The organism is Mycobacterium sp., from assembly GCF_049673265.1.
In the GTDB taxonomy this organism is placed as follows: Bacteria; Actinomycetota; Actinomycetes; order Mycobacteriales; family Mycobacteriaceae; genus Mycobacterium.
On record NZ_JBATXN010000019.1, the window covers coordinates 1 to 15,192 of the forward strand.

General features: G+C 64.7%; 11 protein-coding genes and 2 pseudogenes. 5 read left to right on the forward strand and 8 right to left on the reverse strand.

Annotation, left to right across the window (positions count from 1 at the left end):
- Positions 1-251 (forward strand): annotated as a pseudogene (locus WBF82_RS00505) (phosphotransferase family protein); the annotation flags it as partial.
- Positions 251-1,366, forward strand: coding sequence for a hypothetical protein (locus WBF82_RS00510; protein ID WP_424381155.1), 1,116 nt, complete (start codon positions 251-253; stop codon positions 1,364-1,366). The pseudogene WBF82_RS00505 and the gene WBF82_RS00510, both read left to right, overlap by 1 nt.
- An 84-nt stretch (positions 1,367-1,450) precedes the next feature.
- Here WBF82_RS00510 and WBF82_RS00515 read toward each other — a convergent pair whose 3' ends face one another.
- Positions 1,451-2,428, reverse strand: a complete 978-nt coding sequence (locus WBF82_RS00515; protein ID WP_424381156.1) for a TIGR03617 family F420-dependent LLM class oxidoreductase — start codon at positions 2,426-2,428, stop codon at positions 1,451-1,453.
- A 44-nt stretch (positions 2,429-2,472) separates the two neighbouring features.
- Here WBF82_RS00515 and WBF82_RS00520 point away from each other — a divergent pair, with 44 nt between their 5' ends.
- Positions 2,473-3,819, forward strand: a complete 1,347-nt coding sequence (locus WBF82_RS00520; RefSeq protein WP_424381157.1) for a flavin monoamine oxidase family protein — start codon at positions 2,473-2,475, stop codon at positions 3,817-3,819.
- On the opposite strand, the gene WBF82_RS00525 is transcribed toward WBF82_RS00520, so the two are convergent.
- Positions 3,814-4,782: an alpha/beta fold hydrolase gene (locus WBF82_RS00525; protein ID WP_424381158.1), complete on the reverse strand. Its 969-nt coding sequence runs from the start codon at positions 4,780-4,782 to the stop codon at positions 3,814-3,816. The genes WBF82_RS00520 and WBF82_RS00525 overlap by 6 nt on opposite strands.
- 241 nt (positions 4,783-5,023) lie before the next feature.
- Here WBF82_RS00525 and aceA point away from each other — a divergent pair, with 241 nt between their 5' ends.
- Positions 5,024-7,318 (forward strand): isocitrate lyase ICL2, encoded by a 2,295-nt coding sequence (aceA, locus tag WBF82_RS00530; RefSeq protein ID WP_424381159.1) that lies wholly within the window; start codon positions 5,024-5,026, stop codon positions 7,316-7,318.
- Between the two features lie 19 nt (positions 7,319-7,337).
- On the opposite strand, the gene WBF82_RS00535 is transcribed toward aceA, so the two are convergent.
- From WBF82_RS00535 to WBF82_RS00550, 4 genes are all read right to left on the reverse strand, one after another.
- On the reverse strand, positions 7,338-8,747 hold the full coding sequence (locus tag WBF82_RS00535; RefSeq protein ID WP_424381160.1) for a fatty acid desaturase family protein: 1,410 nt from the start codon (positions 8,745-8,747) through the stop codon (positions 7,338-7,340).
- A gap of 16 nt (positions 8,748-8,763) precedes the next feature.
- Complete coding sequence (locus WBF82_RS00540) at positions 8,764-9,861, reverse strand: ferredoxin reductase (protein ID WP_424381161.1); 1,098 nt, start codon at positions 9,859-9,861, stop codon at positions 8,764-8,766.
- 216 nt (positions 9,862-10,077) lie between these two features.
- Complete coding sequence (locus WBF82_RS00545; RefSeq protein WP_424381162.1) at positions 10,078-10,980, reverse strand: NAD-dependent epimerase/dehydratase family protein; 903 nt, start codon at positions 10,978-10,980, stop codon at positions 10,078-10,080.
- 75 nt (positions 10,981-11,055) lie between these two features.
- Positions 11,056-12,786 carry an acyl-CoA dehydrogenase family protein gene (locus WBF82_RS00550; RefSeq protein ID WP_424381163.1) on the reverse strand — a complete coding sequence of 577 codons (1,731 nt, stop codon included), beginning with the start codon at positions 12,784-12,786 and terminating at the stop codon, positions 11,056-11,058.
- Between the two features lie 157 nt (positions 12,787-12,943).
- Between WBF82_RS00550 and WBF82_RS00555 the strand changes: the two genes are divergently transcribed.
- The gene (locus tag WBF82_RS00555) at positions 12,944-13,567 is read left to right on the forward strand and encodes a TetR/AcrR family transcriptional regulator (protein ID WP_424381165.1); all 624 of its coding nucleotides are present in this window, start codon (positions 12,944-12,946) and stop codon (positions 13,565-13,567) included.
- On the opposite strand, the gene WBF82_RS00560 is transcribed toward WBF82_RS00555, so the two are convergent.
- Together WBF82_RS00560 and WBF82_RS00565 are read right to left on the reverse strand one after the other, a co-directional pair.
- Positions 13,564-14,766: a cytochrome P450 gene (locus WBF82_RS00560; RefSeq protein ID WP_424381164.1), complete on the reverse strand. Its 1,203-nt coding sequence runs from the start codon at positions 14,764-14,766 to the stop codon at positions 13,564-13,566. The genes WBF82_RS00555 and WBF82_RS00560 overlap by 4 nt on opposite strands.
- Positions 14,763-15,192 (reverse strand): annotated as a pseudogene (locus WBF82_RS00565) (hypothetical protein); the annotation flags it as partial. The pseudogene WBF82_RS00565 and the gene WBF82_RS00560, both read right to left, overlap by 4 nt.

The window sequence follows — 15,192 nt, forward strand, 5'->3', positions numbered from 1 at the left end:
TGGCAACACTGTCGGGCCTGCCCGAGGTGATGCGGGAAGAGGACGTCAGCGCCACCTATCAGCGCCTCACCCGCGTCGAAGTCGGTGACCTGCACTGGTTTTACGTCTACTCCGGGGTGATGTGGGCAGTGGTGTTCATGCGGACCGGCGCGCGGCGGGTGCACTTCGGGGAAACCGAGAAACCTGAAAACGTGGAATCGCTGTTCTACCACGCCGGACTGCTGAAGCGTCTAATCGGAGAGGATCAGTAATGCTCGGACCGCTCGACGAGTTCCCGGTTCACCAAGTCCCCCAACCGATCGCGTGGCCAGGTTCCTCGGACCGAAACTTCTACGACCGCTCTTACTTCAACGCCCACGACCGCACCGGAGACATTTTCGTGATCAGCGGCATCGGCTACTACCCCAATCTCGGGGTCAAAGATGCGTTCGTGCTTATCAGACGCGACGACACCCAGACCGCCGTGCACCTCTCGGATGCCATCGACCAGGACCGGCTCAACCAGAACGTCAACGGCTACCGCATCGAGGTCAGCGAGCCGCTGCACAAGCTTCGACTGGTGCTCGACGAAACCGAAGGCGTCGCAGCCGATCTCACCTGGGAAGGCCTGTTCGACGTCGTCCAGGAGCAGCCGCACCTGATGCGCTCGGGCAACCGGGTGACGCTGGATGCGCAGCGATTCGCCCAGCTCGGCAGCTGGAGCGGCCGCATCGCCGTCGACGGCGAAGAGATCACCGTCGACCCCGCCACCTGGATCGGCAGCCGCGACCGGTCCTGGGGCATCAGGCCGATCGGTGAGCCCGAACCCGCGGGCCGGCCCGCGGACCCGCCGTTCGAGGGCATGTGGTGGCTGTACATGCCGATGGCGTTCGACGACTTCGCCGTCGTGCTGATCATCCAAGAGGAGCCCAACGGATTCCGCTCGCTCAACGACTGCACTCGAATTTGGCGCGACGGTCGCGTCGAACAGCTCGGCTGGCCGCGGGTCAAGATCCACTACCGCCCCGGCACCCGCATCCCCACCGGCGCGACGATCGACGCGACCGCGCCCGACGGCACACCGGTGCACTTCGATGTGGAGTCCAAGCTGCCCGTTCCCATCCACGTCGGCGGCGGCTATGGCGGCGACTCGGACTGGCTGCACGGCATGTGGAAGGGCGAGAAGTTCGTCGAACGGCTGACCTACGACATGACTGACCCCGCGATCATCGCGCGGTCCGGCTTCGGCGTGATCGACCACGTCGGCCGGGCGGTGTGCCGCGACGGCGACGCCAAGCCGGCGGAGGGTTGGGGTCTCTACGAGCACGGCGCGCTGGGCCGCCACGACCCGTCGGGGTTCGCCGACTGGTTGACGGTGGCGCCCTAAGGTGGTGCCCTGAGGTGGCGCCGAGTGTGGGGTTGATGCACGCTTTTCGTGGAAAAGCATGACCCAAGCCCACATTCGCGATGCTTACCGAAGCTGGTCGATGATTGCGGCCAGCGTGTCGAGGTCCATCGGCCCCGGCTGGTACAGGAAAACGGTGTCGCCCACACCGTCGACGCGGTCGCGAATCTGTCTCGCGACGTCGGCAGGGGTGCCGCAGGCCGCGATGGTATGCAGCATCTCGTCGTCGATCAGCCCGCCCATCTCCTGCCAGCGGCCCTGCTTGGACAGCCCGTTGAGCTCGGGCTGCAGATCCTCCCAGCCGTGGGCGGCCAGCACCGGCCGATATGCCGGGGTCGAACCGTAGAACGCCAACAGCCGACGGGCTGCGGCGTGGTCGTCGCCTGTAGACACGATGATCTCCGGCAGGACGGCGAAGTCGCCGGTTGTGCGGCCGGAGGCACGCAGACCTTCGTGTACGGAAGGCAGGGTGTGGTCGTGCAGAAACCTTTTCGAGCTGAACGGCATCACCAGCAACCCGTCGGCGTGCTCGGCGACGGCGCGGGTCAGCCGCGGCCCAAGCGCGCCGACGTAGATCGGCGGCGGGCCGTGTGGATTCGGACCCGGGTTGAAGGTCGGCGTCATCAGCGTGTGCCGGTAATAGTCGCCGCGAAAATCCAAGCGCTCGCCGGAGTTCCACGCTTCGAAGATCGCGCGCAACGCCGCGATCAACTCGGTCATCCGGGCCACCGGCTTGTCGAACTGGGCGCCGAAGCGCTTCTCGATTTGAGTGCGAATCTGGGTGCCCAGGCCGAGAATGAACCGACCGGAGCTCAACACCTGATGGTCGTTAGCCTGATGCGCCAGGTGAATTGGGTTGCGAGGAAACGCGATAGCGACATTCGTCATCAGGTCAAGGCCGCCAACCATGGCCGCCAACGTCAGCGGCGCAAAGACGTCATGCGCTCCTTCGAAGCTGGCGACACCGCTGGCCCCGGCGTCGCGTAGCTCCCGCGCGCGGTCGGCCGCGTCGGTCAGCCCGTACAAAGCGGTGAAGACTTTCAACGAGGCCCCACCCTACGCAGCTTGCATGCGGTTGACTGAGGGGCATGCCCGACGCGACCTGGACCGCCGATGTCGTCGTGGTGGGGGCCGGCTTCGCCGGCCTCACCGCGGCCCGCGAACTGATGCGACTTGGACACGATGTGCTGGTGCTCGAAGGCCGCGACCGGGTGGGGGGACGCTCGCATACCGGTCAGGTCGCGGGCATCCCGGTTGATCTGGGCGGCACGTTCGTCGGCCCGACGCAGGATGCGGTGCGGGCGCTGGCCGATGAGCTCGGCATCCCGACCGTGCCGACCTACCATGACGGCGCCAACCTGATCCGATGGCGGGGTGCGGTCCGCTCCTACAGCGGTACAATTCCGCGGCTCTCGCTGGCGAGTCTGATCGACATCGGCCGCGTGCGTTGGCAATTCGAGCGGATCGCCCGGACCGTTCCGCTGACCGAACCGTGGACGGCCGAGCGCGCCGCGCGGCTCGACGGGCAGTCGCTGGGCGAGTGGCTGCGGTCGGTGCGCGCCAGCGCCACCTCACGCGATCTGCTGGCCATCATGGCCCGGGTGACCTGGGGATGCGAGCCCGACGACGTGTCGATGCTGCACGCCGCCCGGTACGTGCGGGCGGCCGGTGGTCTGGATCGGCTGCTGGACGTGGAAAACGGTGCCCAGCAGGACCGTTTCTTGGCCGGCACGCAACAGATCGCCGACAAGTCGGCCGCCGAGCTCGGCGACCGGGTGCTACTCGAGGCCGCAGTGCGACGCATCGATCACCACGACAATAGGGTCAGCGTCGCCTGCGAGAAGGGCCGCGCGGACGCACGATTCGTCGTTGTCGCGATCCCCCCGGCCCATCGGCGGGCCATCGAGTTCATTCCCCCGCTGCCCGCCGAATACGACCGGCTCGCCGAGCGTTGGCCGCAGGGCCGGCTGTCCAAAGCGTATGCCGCCTACGCCACCCCGTTCTGGCGCGGCAACGGGGCGTCCGGTGAAGCGCTGTCCGACCAGGGCCCGGTGTTCATCACCTTCGATGTCAGCCCGCAGCCGGACGGGCCGGGCATCCTGCTGGGGTTCGTCGACGCGCGGACCTTCGACGAGCTGCCCGCCGATCAGCGTCAGCAGCGCGCGCTGGAATGCTTCGCAGCGCTGTTCGGCGACGAAGCGCTCAAGCCGCTTGACTACGTCGACCATCGTTGGGGCGCAGAGGAATTCGCGCCCGGTGGGCCGACTGCCGCGGTGCCGCCGGGCTCGTGGACGAATTACGGCCCCTGGCTGCGCCGCCCGGTCGGACCGATCCACTGGGCCGGCACCGAGACCGCCGACGAGTGGACAGGTTTCCTGGATGGGGCGGTGCGCTCCGGGCAGCGAGCAGCCGCCGAGGTGGCTCAGCGCCTATGAGCTGATGCGCCGGCTGCCGGTGACCGAGTCGGCGAGCGCGCGTAGCTCCCGATTGACCTCGATAGGGCGTTCCAGCATCGAGCAGTGCCCACCCGGCAGCACCACCAGATCAACCAGGTTGGGTGCGGCCTCGGCGATCCGCCGGGATTGCACCAGCGGCGTCAGCCGGTCGCGTTCGCTGCCGATGACCAGCGTCGGGACCGTCAGGCCGGTGAGGTTGATGTGCCGACGCTGCAGCGCCTCGACCAGCGCTTTGCCGCAGCCGCCTCGTCCCAACGGCGATGTCGCGTTGAACAGCTCGTAGATCAGCGCACCGACCTCGGGCTCGGCGTCGACGCCGACCGCCAACATTGAGATCATTTCGCGGGTGGCGCGCCGTATCGCGGGCGGCACGTCGAACGAACCGAAAATGTTGACCAGCGCGCGTCCACCGAGAACGCGGACCGGGGCGAATGGCGCCGGAAACGGCAGCAACTTCACTTCACGCAGCAGATCACCGGTGGTGGTGTTGATCAGCGCGACGGCGTCAGCGCGCTCCTCGACCTTATGGCGGTACCGGTCCGACCAGGCCGCGATGGCCATGCCGCCCATCGAATGTCCGGCGATGACGGCGCGCTCGCCCGGTGCGAGCGTGGCATCGAGCACGGCATCGACATCCGACGCGAGGTGCGCAAGGGTGTACCCGCCGCGGCGCGGGGTGCCGCTGCGGCCATGACCGCGATGGTCGAACGCGATCACCCGGTGATCGGTGGCCAGCTCGGCAATCTGGTAGGCCCAAACCCGGATGGCGCAGGTGATGCCGTGCGAAAGCACGATCGGATAGCCGTTGTCGGGCCCGAATACCTCGGTGTGCAGGCGGGTGCCATCCGGGGCGCGGACGGGGACGATCCGGCTGGGCGGCAGTTCAACTTTTGAAGCCGCGGGTAAGGAGCCCAGCGTGCGGGCCGATCGTCGAGAACTCATCGCAGCTCCCCTCGGATGCGGCACCGTCGCCGCGTGGCGGAAGTGTATCCGAATGGACTACCCAAAACGGGCCAAAATGTGCCGCCGCTAATTATTTGCGCTGCGCCGCCGGAATCTCATCTGTGAGCTGGGGTTTAGCCGCGCCCGGATGGCGGCATCCCGAATTGAAACTTCATGCCGCACAGCAGCCCATAGACTCTCCACATCGGGGGAATCGGGCTGGAAGAGGAGCGAAACGATCATGGCAATTGACGCGGACACCGAGGCACGGACACCGCTCGGGGACGCTTTCCACAATGATGTCGCCGCTACCCAGCGATACTTCGACAGCCCGCGATTCGAAGGAATCACTCGCCTCTACTCGGCACGCCAAGTCGCGGAGCAGCGCGGCACTATCCCTACCGACTACACCGTCGCGCGAGAGGCGGCGGAAGCCTTCTACCCACGCCTGCGCGAGCTGTTCGCCCAGCGCAAGAGCATCACCACCTTCGGCCCGTACTCGCCCGGGCAGGCAGCAAGCATGAAGCGGATGGGCATCGAGGGCATCTACCTTGGTGGGTGGGCGACGTCCGCCAAGGGCTCGATTTCCGAAGACCCGGGACCCGACTTGGCCAGCTATCCGCTGAGCCAGGTCCCCGACGAGGCCGCGGGCCTGGTCCGCGCCCTGCTAACCGCCGACCGCAACCAGCAATACCTGCGGCTGCGGATGACCGAGGAGCAGCGCGAAAGAACGCCGGCGGTCGACTACCGGCCGTTCATCATCGCCGACGCCGACACCGGACACGGCGGCGATCCGCATGTGCGCAACCTGATCAAACGGTTCGTCGAAGCCGGGGTGCCGGGATACCACATCGAGGATCAGCGCCCAGGCACCAAGAAGTGTGGGCATCAGGGCGGCAAGGTTTTGGTGCCGTCCGATGAACAGATCAAGCGACTCAACACCGCCCGCTTCCAGCTCGACATCATGAGGGTGCCCGGCATCATCGTCGCGCGCACCGATGCCGAGGCGGCCAACCTGTTGGACAGCCGCGCCGACGAGCGCGACCAGCCGTTCCTGCTCGGCACGACGAACCTGAAAATCCCGTCGTACAAATCCTGTTTCCTGGCGATGGTGCGGCAGTTCTACAACGCGGGGTTCAAGGAGCTCAACGGACATCTGCTCTATGCCCTCCCCGACGGCGAGTACGCCACCGCCGACGCCTGGTTGGAGCGTCAAGGCATCGCCGACTTGATCGCCAAGGCGGCCGCCGCCCCGGACCATGCGCAGGAGTCGATCGACGCCATCTTCGACGAGGTCGAGTCGAAGTTCGTCGACGCCTGGCAGGACGACGCCGGGCTGATGACCTACGGCGAAGCCGTCGTGGACTTGCTTGAATTCGCCGAAAGCGAAGGCGAACAACGCGATATGAGCATCGCCGAATGGCGTGAGTTCGCCCAGCGCGCACCGCTCTACACCGCCCGCGAAAAGGCTCGCGAGCTTGGCGCCGACCCGGGATGGGACTGCGAGCGGGCCAAGACGCCGGAAGGCTATTACCAGATCCGCGGCGGTATCCCGTATGCGATCGCCAAATCGCTTGCCGCAGCGCCATTCGCCGACATTCTCTGGATGGAAACCAAGACCGCGGATCTGGTCGACGCCCGCGAATTCGCCGATGCGATCCACGCCGTGTTTCCCGACCAGATGCTGGCCTACAACCTCTCACCGTCGTTCAACTGGGACACCACCGGCATGACCGACGATGAAATGCGGGCGTTCCCTGAGGAACTCGGCAAGCTGGGCTTCGTCTTCAACTTCATCACCTACGGTGGACACCAGATCGACGGCGTCGCTGCCGAGGAGTTCGCTACCTCGCTGCGCCAGGACGGCATGCTTGCGCTGGCGCGGTTGCAGCGCAAGATGCGCCTTGTCGAGTCGCCATACCGCACACCGCAAACCCTCGTCGGTGGACCGCGCAGCGATGCGGCGCTGGCCGCGTCCTCCGGCCGCACCGCGACCACCAAGGCCATGGGCGAGGGCTCCACGCAACACCAGCACCTGGTGCAGACCGAGGTGCCCAAGAAGCTGCTGGAGGAATGGCTGGCGCTCTGGACCGAGCACTACGAGATTCCGGAAAAGCTTCGCGTGCAACTGCGGCCGCGACGTGCCGGCTCCGATGTGCTCGAACTCGGCATCTACGCCGACGGAGACGAGCCGCTTGCCAACGCAGTTGTCGACCCGATCAAGGACCGACACGGACGCAACATCCTCACGGTGCGTGACCAGAACACGTTCGCCGAGAAGCTTCGCAAGAAGAGGCTGATGGACGTCATCCATCTGTGGCTGATCCATCGGTTCAAGCCGGAAATCGTGTACTACGTGACACCGACCGAGGACAACATCTACCAGACCGAAAAGATGAAGTCCCACGGCATTTTCAGCAACGTGTACCAGGAGGTCGGCGAGATCATCGTGGCCGACGTGAACCAGGAGCGCATTGACGAGCTGCTGGCGTCCGATCGCGAGGCGTTGAAGCGGCTGATCGCCAAGCAGGACTAGCGGCGAAGACGCTGCTTGCTTAGTCCTTGCCGCGTGGCGGCGGCTGCACCTCGACGCCGCTCGAATCGTGCTCGGGACCGGCGGCCGGATGTTCGGCCGGAACCCGGTTACGGGACTCGGACCCCTCGCTGGGGCGGTCAGCGGGCTCGGGCCGATGGACGTTGCTGTGGTAGGGACCGGGCTTCGGCCGCGGCTTCCCACCCGGGAAAGCCAAGCGGAAGATGCTGCGGTGCACCATGTACCACTGCTTTCCGAACCTGCCGGAGTTATACGGCAACTCGTAGCGGTCGCAGATGTCTTTGACCTGCGGCGCGATCTCCGAGTATCGACTGCTCGGCATGTCCGGGTACAGGTGATGTTCGACTTGGTAGCCGAGATTGCCGCTGATGAGGTGGAACAGCGGGCTGCCGTCGATGTTCGCGGCCCCGAGCAGCTGGCGGACGTACCATCCGCCGCGGGTCTCATTCTCGGTCTCTTCCTGCGTGAACGTGTAGGTCTGGTCGGGGAAGTGGCCGCAGAAGATAATGGCGTGCGCCCAGATGTTGCGGATGACGTTGGCCACCGCATCGGCGGTGAGGGTGCGCAGGTAGGTGCTTTCCACGCCCGGCGCGGCTTTGTCGAGGAACGACGCCGCGGCACCGAGACGGCCCTTGTTCGACACCTTGCGCAGCCTCCTGGCGAGGCGCGATTCCGCCGGCTGCTCGAGTCGGCCGCGCGACGCCAGCTGGACGAGCGCGAACGCGCCGGCGCTGATCAGGGGCCAGCCAAGGTAGTCCTTGACGATCTGCGCACGGGCTTTCACCCCAATGCCTTTCAGATCCTTGCGCACCTCCGACCACGGCTTCTCGCGTTTACGAACGGCGTCGATGTCCATGTCGTGCACGGCCACGCCCCACTCGAACAGCACGGTGAGCAGCAAGTTGTACAACGGTTGCCCGAGGTACCTCGGAGCCCATTTCTGGTTGGGGTCGATCCGCATGATCTCGTAGCCGAGATCCTTGTCCTTGCCGAGGATGTTGGTGAACGTGTGGTGGATGTAATTGTGTGAGTGCTTCCACGACTCGGCGGTCGACGCCGTGTCCCAGTCCCACACCGACGAGTGGATGTCGGGATCGTTCATCCAGTCCCACTGACCATGCATCACGTTGTGGCCGATCTCCATGTTCTCCAGAATCTTGGCCATGGAGAGGCAAGCCGTGCCCAGCAGCCACGCCGTCTTGGACCGCGACGCCAGTAGCAGCACCCGGCCGGCCACGACGATCTGCCGTTGCGCGGCAATGACATTCTTGATGTAGCGCCGGTCGCGGTCGCCGAGATCGGCGAACACCTCGTCGTGGATCGCGTCGAATTCCTTCGCGAGCTTTTCTAGTTCTTGTTCCCCGAGTCGGGACAGCGGACTCTCCCCCGCCCGTTTGACGGCAGTCGTCACCGGCCGCTCCTTTCGATCACAGTTGAAGTTCCACGTCGCCTTCGGCGGTGTTGATGCAGATCCGCACGTCCTGCCCGGTCGGCTCGATCACGTCACCCGAGCGCAGGTCTCGCAGCTTGCCCGACTTCAGCGTGCCGACACAGGTGTGGCAGATGCCAATGCGGCAGCCGAACGCGAGGTTCAGGCCGGCCTTCTCCCCGGCGTCGAGAATCGAAGTGCCGCCCTCACATTCGACTTCTTTGTCGCTGTCGAGGAAGCAGACCGTGCCGCCCTCGCCGGCGTTGGCGTCGCCGCCGATCTTCGGTTGGAAGCGCTCGAAGTGCAGGCGGTCGCAATCACCGTTCTCTTTCCAGTGCTCGATCAGGGCATCGAGCATTTCGCCGGGACCCGAGCAGAACGCCTCACGCTTGCGCCAGTCCGGGCAGACCTCGTCCAGGTCTCCGGGTTCCAGCCGTCCCTTTTCGGAGGTGAGGCGCAGGTCCAGCCGCATCCCGTCGTGGCGGCCGGCGAGGTCTTCGAGCGCCTCGAGGAACATGACCTGCTCGCGGGTGCGTGCGGAATGGATCACCACCACGTCGCGCATCTCGTCGCGACTGTCGAGGCTGCGCAGCATGCTGATGATGGGCGTAATGCCGCTGCCGGCGCTAATGAACAGCATCTTGTCCGGGATAGGCCCGGGCAGCGTGAACACGCCCTCGATCTCGCCCAGCCGCACCAGGTCTCCCGGCTGAATCTTGTGCACCAGATACGGCGACACGACGCCGCCGTCGACCCGCTTCGGCGTGACGCTGATCAGTCCGTCTTTCGGCAGGGGATCCGACGTCAGCGAGTACGCCCGCCAGTGGTAGACGCCGTCGATGACCACGCCCAGGCGCACATACTGGCCGGGCTTGTGGCCCGGCCACTCGTATCCCGGGCGAATCAGCACGCTGGCCGCTTCCGAGCCCTGTTGCTCGATGGCCTCGACCTTCCCGCGCAGTTCCTTCGTGGTCCAGAGCGGGTTGATCATCTCCAGATAGTCGTCCGGCTGCAGCGGGCTGAACAACCGCCGCACCGCTCGCAAGAACAACCGGCGCCCGCGCGGGACCTGCGGTTCAGCTCCACGTTCAGCCATAGTTGCGATGGTACACAGTTGTACACTCACTTCAAGGGAATTCTACTGAGATGCTGCTAGACAACCTTTTACAAGCGATTTAGTCAGCATTCTAAAGTGTACGACTGTTCGCGCAATTTGCTACAAGTGCAATTACACAATCGTAGAGTCGAGTCGCGGTTACCCAACATCGGCGCAGCGCAAACATCGAGCGACCAGGTTTGTCCTGGGCAACGTTCAGGAGCCGACCAGCTCCGGGTGGAACTTGGCCGCCATCCGGCGCATTCCGTCTTGCCAGTCGACGTCGGCCGCGCCGACGAGCTCGCGCATCCGGCTGGGGTCGGTGGGATTACCGCGCAGCGCCTGCGCGCTTTCGGCGAAGACCGGCTTCTTGCCGACCAGCGCGCCGAGATAGCCGCACCACTCCTGAATGCTGACCGTCTGCTCGCCGCACCAGTTAAGCGTGGTCGCCGGGATCGACGCCACCTCAAGCAGTTTCGGGATGGTCGCAATGATGTCGTCTTCGTGGATCGGGTTGTAGCGGGCCGGGCCGCCGGCCGGCACCGGAATCGGGATCCCGCCGAGCATCATCTCCATGTGATAGAACGGCCAGCCGCCGTTGTCGCCATACGGGACATTGAGCCGGGCGATGGTGGTAGGCACGCCGAGCGTGCGGGCCATCGTCCTGACGACGACCTCGCCCGCGATCTTGGAGATGGAATAGGTTGGGAACAAAGGCTTGTGGTTGTCGCCCAGGGCGGCATGCTCGGTTCGCGGTTCGTCGTCCGGCGGGTCGTAGACCGCACCTGACGAACAATGCAAGAACGCTTTCGCGTTGCGGCAGTGAGCCATCAGCAGCCCGGCCGACTCGGCGTTGGCCGCGAGATCCTTCTCCCAGTCCCCGCTCTTGGCCACCGCCAAGTTGAGCACATAGTCAAAATCAGACGGGAGTCCGCTGAAGTCCCCGGCGGCCAGGTTGACGGTCTCGCACCGCACCCCTGACTTCTCCAGGGCATCCCGCGCCGCCGCGTTGGTGAACCGAGCGATGCCCCACACTTCGTTGTCGGCCGCCAGAGCCTGGGCAATGGGACTGGCAACTTGTCCGGTTGGGCCGGTGATCAGGATCTTCGCGCCGCGCATCCGCTGATCTTAGACCGGGCGCTCGGGCCGATCGCAAGCGTGGCGGAGCCGGGCGCAGCGGGTCGGCCCCATCAGCTAGGGCCGCATCTCGTAGGCGCCGTCGTAGGCTTTGACCTGCTGCCAGACCCGCTCGAAGCGGTCCGCATCGGCTATTGGCTTGCGTACCGCCGACATCGCCCAGTTTTGTTGCGCCGAGGTAGAACTCGGCTTGCCGTGCAAGGCGACGGCATGCTGCGAGAAGTCGCGGATCTGGACATTGAAGATCTGGTCCAGCAGATCCGCGTCGAGCCCGATCAGATCGGCCTGTTCGAGGATCAGCTGGCCGTAGACGACCAGCGTGAACAGGTGCCCGACGACGAGCAGGAAGTCGAGGTCGCGCATTTGTTCTTCGTCCGGTGCGGCGGTGAGCAGTAGCTCTTTGAGTGCAAGGGTCTGCTCGTAGAACAGCGCCACATTCGGAATTTTCGAGTGCTTTTCGTAGACCGCTGTCCAGTCGGCGAATTGGACTTTGGATGCGCCGCGGGCTGGGCCTTGCGCCCAGAAGAACACGTCATCGGCCGGGTCATTGCGAGTGCCGATTTCCGGGTACGCCTTCGGGTTGAACATGTAGTTGGGCATGAACTTCAGGATCTGCGCGACGTTGACGTGCACGGTGCCTTCTAGCCGCGGCAGGGCGCCGATCAGCCGCGCCACTTCGCAGAAGTAGGTGTTCTTCTCAAAGCCTTTGGCGGCCAACACATCCCACAGCAGCGTGACTACAGCCTCGCCCTCGGAGGTGACTTTGGACTTGGTCACCGGGTTAAAGAGCAGGTATCGACGGTCATCGAGGCTGGCGCTGCGGAAGTAGTCGATCGCTCGATCGCTGAACAGTTTCATCGCGACCAACCTGGCGTAGGCCTCGACGAAGCTGGCCCGCACGTGCGCGAAGTCGGTGACTGGATTGCCGTACAGGATGCGGTTATTGGCGTGCGTGATCGCCTCGTAGAAGGCGTGCTCGCACATGCCGATCGAGCCGCTGCACAAGTTGAACTTGCCGACGTTGACGGTATTGAGTGCGGCCGAGAACGCCTCCGGCCCGGTGCACAGGATGTCCTCCTCGTGCACCGGATAGTCATTGAGCCTGAAGTTGCTGACATACATCTGGCCGTGCACGACGTTGCCGATCAGCTCGTAATTCTCATGCCCGCTGTCGGCGACAAACCACACGTAACCGTCGGCACCCTCGACATCGGTGCGGCGCGAGAACACCGACACCATGCCCGCCACGTTCCCGTTGCCGATGTAGTACTTCTCCCCTGACGCACGAAAGACGACACCCTCATCGTCGTCGTCGGGGGCGGGTGTCAGCAGTAGGTCGGTGTTGTAGATGTCTGCGCCGTGCTCGCGCTCGGAGAGCGCGAACGCCATCACACCGCCGGCTTCGAGTTGCGCGGCCGCGCGCTCCTTGGCCTTGATGTTGTCGCTCTGCCAGATCGGCCCGAGGCCCAGGATCGTCACCTGTTCGGCGTACCAGTACGACAGACCGTAGAAACCGAAGATCTCGCTCAGCGCGGCGTTACGCGAGGTGTCCCACCGCTTGTTCGCGTCGCCGCCGCCGTATTCCGACGGCGTGAGGAAGGTCGCGAAGATCCGCTCCTGTTTGATGAAGTCGAGGAAGTCCGACACCCAGGTCGCCTCGAGATCGTCCCGCAGTAGCTTCGCTTTGCCGCGTCCTTCGAACCACTCGATCACCGCGCGCAGTTGACGGCGCGTCTCGGTGTCGAAATGTAGCGGGTCGTAAGCATTCGGATCGAACAGAAGTCCCATGGCGTGCCCTTTCATTGGTGCGAGTCGAATCTAGCGCTAGCCATGCGTGGAGCGGTTGTGTTCGCGCCGAGCCTTGCCCCCGCAACCCAGAAGTGCGACCATGAGCCTGCGCAACTGGGCGATCGCTCAAATAATTTCCACATGATAGGACCACACTCTGACCGCCTCCGCACGACCCAAGGCCCGGGACTCGACGACGCGCGACCTTTTGGTCGCTGCGACCAGTCGGATCATGGTCGAGGAGGGATACGCCGCGGCCACGTCGCGCCGGGTCGCGGCCGAGGCCGGTGTGAAACCGGCATTGGTGCACTACTACTTCCCCACCATGGACGAGTTGTATCTGGCTGTTTTCCGCCTAGGAGCCGCAGTCTATTTGGAGCGCCAACAGCATGCGCTGGCGTCCGATCGCCCATTGCACGCGTTCTGGGAAACCCTCATCGAACCCAAAGACACTCGGCTGCTGTTGGAGTTCATGGGGTTGGCGAACCACCGCAAGGAGATCAAGGCGGAGATCGCGGCGTGGTCCGAGCGGTGGCGCGAACAGCAGATCACCGCGCTGAACTTCATTGTCCGAGAACACGGTATCGACGCCGATGAATTCCCGCCCGCCGCGATCGCGGTCATCATCGCCGCGATCGGGCGCACCCTGATCCTCGAGCAGGGCCTCGGCACCGCGGGCGGTCACCAAGAGGCCATCGCACTGGTCAATCGCTTCCTCGACCGATTCGAGATGCCGGCGCCGAAGAATCGGGGCCGCAGCGCGCCGGACGCGGCTTCCTAAGGCAGAACGACGCGCAGCCTCTCCCAACCGCGGACCGTTGACGTCGACGCGAGTTGTGCTGTGTCGTAGTCGATATCCCATTCCGGCCAGCGGTTGAGGATCTCGTCTAGTGCTACCCGGCCCTCCAAACGTGCGAGGTTCGCGCCCAGGCAGTAGTGCACGCCTTTGCCGAAGGTGATGTGCGAAATGTTGTCGCGGTGGATGTTGTACATGTCCGGATCGGTGTAGCGGCGGGGGTCGCGATTAGCGGCGCCGAATAGCAGCAGCATGGCACTGCCAGCCGGAATGGTGGTGCCGTAGCACTCGAAATCCTTTGCCATCCAACGGGCGACGTGCGGTCCGGTGGGTTCGAAGCGTAGTGTCTCGTCGACGGTACGGTTCAGCAACGACCGATCCTGATGAATCTCGCGGCGCTGGTCGGGATGTTCGGCGAGCACCTTGGCCAGCCAGCCGATCAGCCGACCCGTCGTCTCATTTCCGGCACCGGCCACCACCTGGGTGTAATGCAGCACCTCTTTACGCGTCAGCTTGCGACGCACGCCCTGATCGTCGTCGAACTCGACGTTGAGCAGTGTCGTCATCAGATCGTCGGACGGGTTCTTCGATCGCCACTCGACGTAGTCTGCGTAGATCCGGCCGTCGGCAATGGAGTCGGCATTTGCCACCTTGAGCGGCGCGCCGGGCTTGGTCCGCAAGTTGGCGTCGTTGGCGTCGCGGACCGAGATCTGTTCGGACTCAGGGATCCCCAGCAGCATACCGATAACTCGCATGGGCATCATCGATGCCAACTCGGCGATGATGTCGAACCCGCCAGACCCGACGAGGGGATTCAGGCACCGGATGCAGTACTGCCGGATCTGGTCTTCGATGGCGGCCATCCGGCGCGGCGTGAACACCCGTGACATCAGCCCGCGCAGCGTTGTGTGCTCGGGCGGATCCTGAAACATCATCACACCGCGGGGCATGTCGAATTTCGACTTGACCAATTCGAGGATGTCGCTTCGGCGGTTCGAGAAGACCTCCCAATTCGCCAAGGCCTTCTCGACATCGGAATGCCTTGATAACGCCCAGAAGTCGTACTGCTCGTTGTAGTAGAGCGGCTGCTCGTCGCGCAGGCGCCGCCAGATGGCGTGCGGGTCACCCTTGTACTTCTCGTTCAACGGATCCCAGGCCAGGGGCTCCGTGTCGACGGCCGTCATTGCTGTCCTCCCTCCACACCGACATGGTGTGCGTCCCAGAGCTTGATGCCGCCGAGGATGCCCGACCGGTTGTCCACCACCGTGATGCGCTCGAGCACCTCGCCGAGGTCGCGCCGGTTGACCCGGCCCCCGTTGCCGCCGCCGATGTAGAGGTGGTCGAAGAAGGACAACGCGTCGAGATAGGCGATGGCCTTGCGCACCCGCTTGTTCCAGCGCTCGTCGCCGACCTTCTTGCGTGCGGCCTCGCCGATCTGCTCGTTGAACGACTCGCCCTTGCGGAACTCGAGATGGGCGAACTCCATGTGCGGCATCAGGTTGCCGTCCATGAAGAAGGCCGTGCCGAAGCCGGTGCCGAGCGTGATCACGACCTCGAAGCCCTTGCCCTGCACCACCGCGGCGCCCTGCACGTCGGCGTCGTTGGCCACC

Excerpts from the sequence above, each read along its gene's own strand:
- WBF82_RS00510 (WP_424381155.1), top strand. The coding sequence starts at position 251 with ATGCTCGGACCGCTCGACGAGTTCCCGGTTCACCAAGTCCCCCAACCG.
- WBF82_RS00520 (WP_424381157.1), top strand. The coding sequence starts at position 2,473 with ATGCCCGACGCGACCTGGACCGCCGATGTCGTCGTGGTGGGGGCCGGC.
- WBF82_RS00525 (WP_424381158.1), bottom strand. The coding sequence starts at position 4,782 with ATGAGTTCTCGACGATCGGCCCGCACGCTGGGCTCCTTACCCGCGGCT.
- aceA (WP_424381159.1), top strand. The coding sequence starts at position 5,024 with ATGGCAATTGACGCGGACACCGAGGCACGGACACCGCTCGGGGACGCT.
- WBF82_RS00540 (WP_424381161.1), bottom strand. The coding sequence starts at position 9,861 with ATGGCTGAACGTGGAGCTGAACCGCAGGTCCCGCGCGGGCGCCGGTTG.
- WBF82_RS00545 (WP_424381162.1), bottom strand. The coding sequence starts at position 10,980 with ATGCGCGGCGCGAAGATCCTGATCACCGGCCCAACCGGACAAGTTGCC.
- WBF82_RS00550 (WP_424381163.1), bottom strand. The coding sequence starts at position 12,786 with ATGGGACTTCTGTTCGATCCGAATGCTTACGACCCGCTACATTTCGAC.
- WBF82_RS00560 (WP_424381164.1), bottom strand. The coding sequence starts at position 14,766 with ATGACGGCCGTCGACACGGAGCCCCTGGCCTGGGATCCGTTGAACGAG.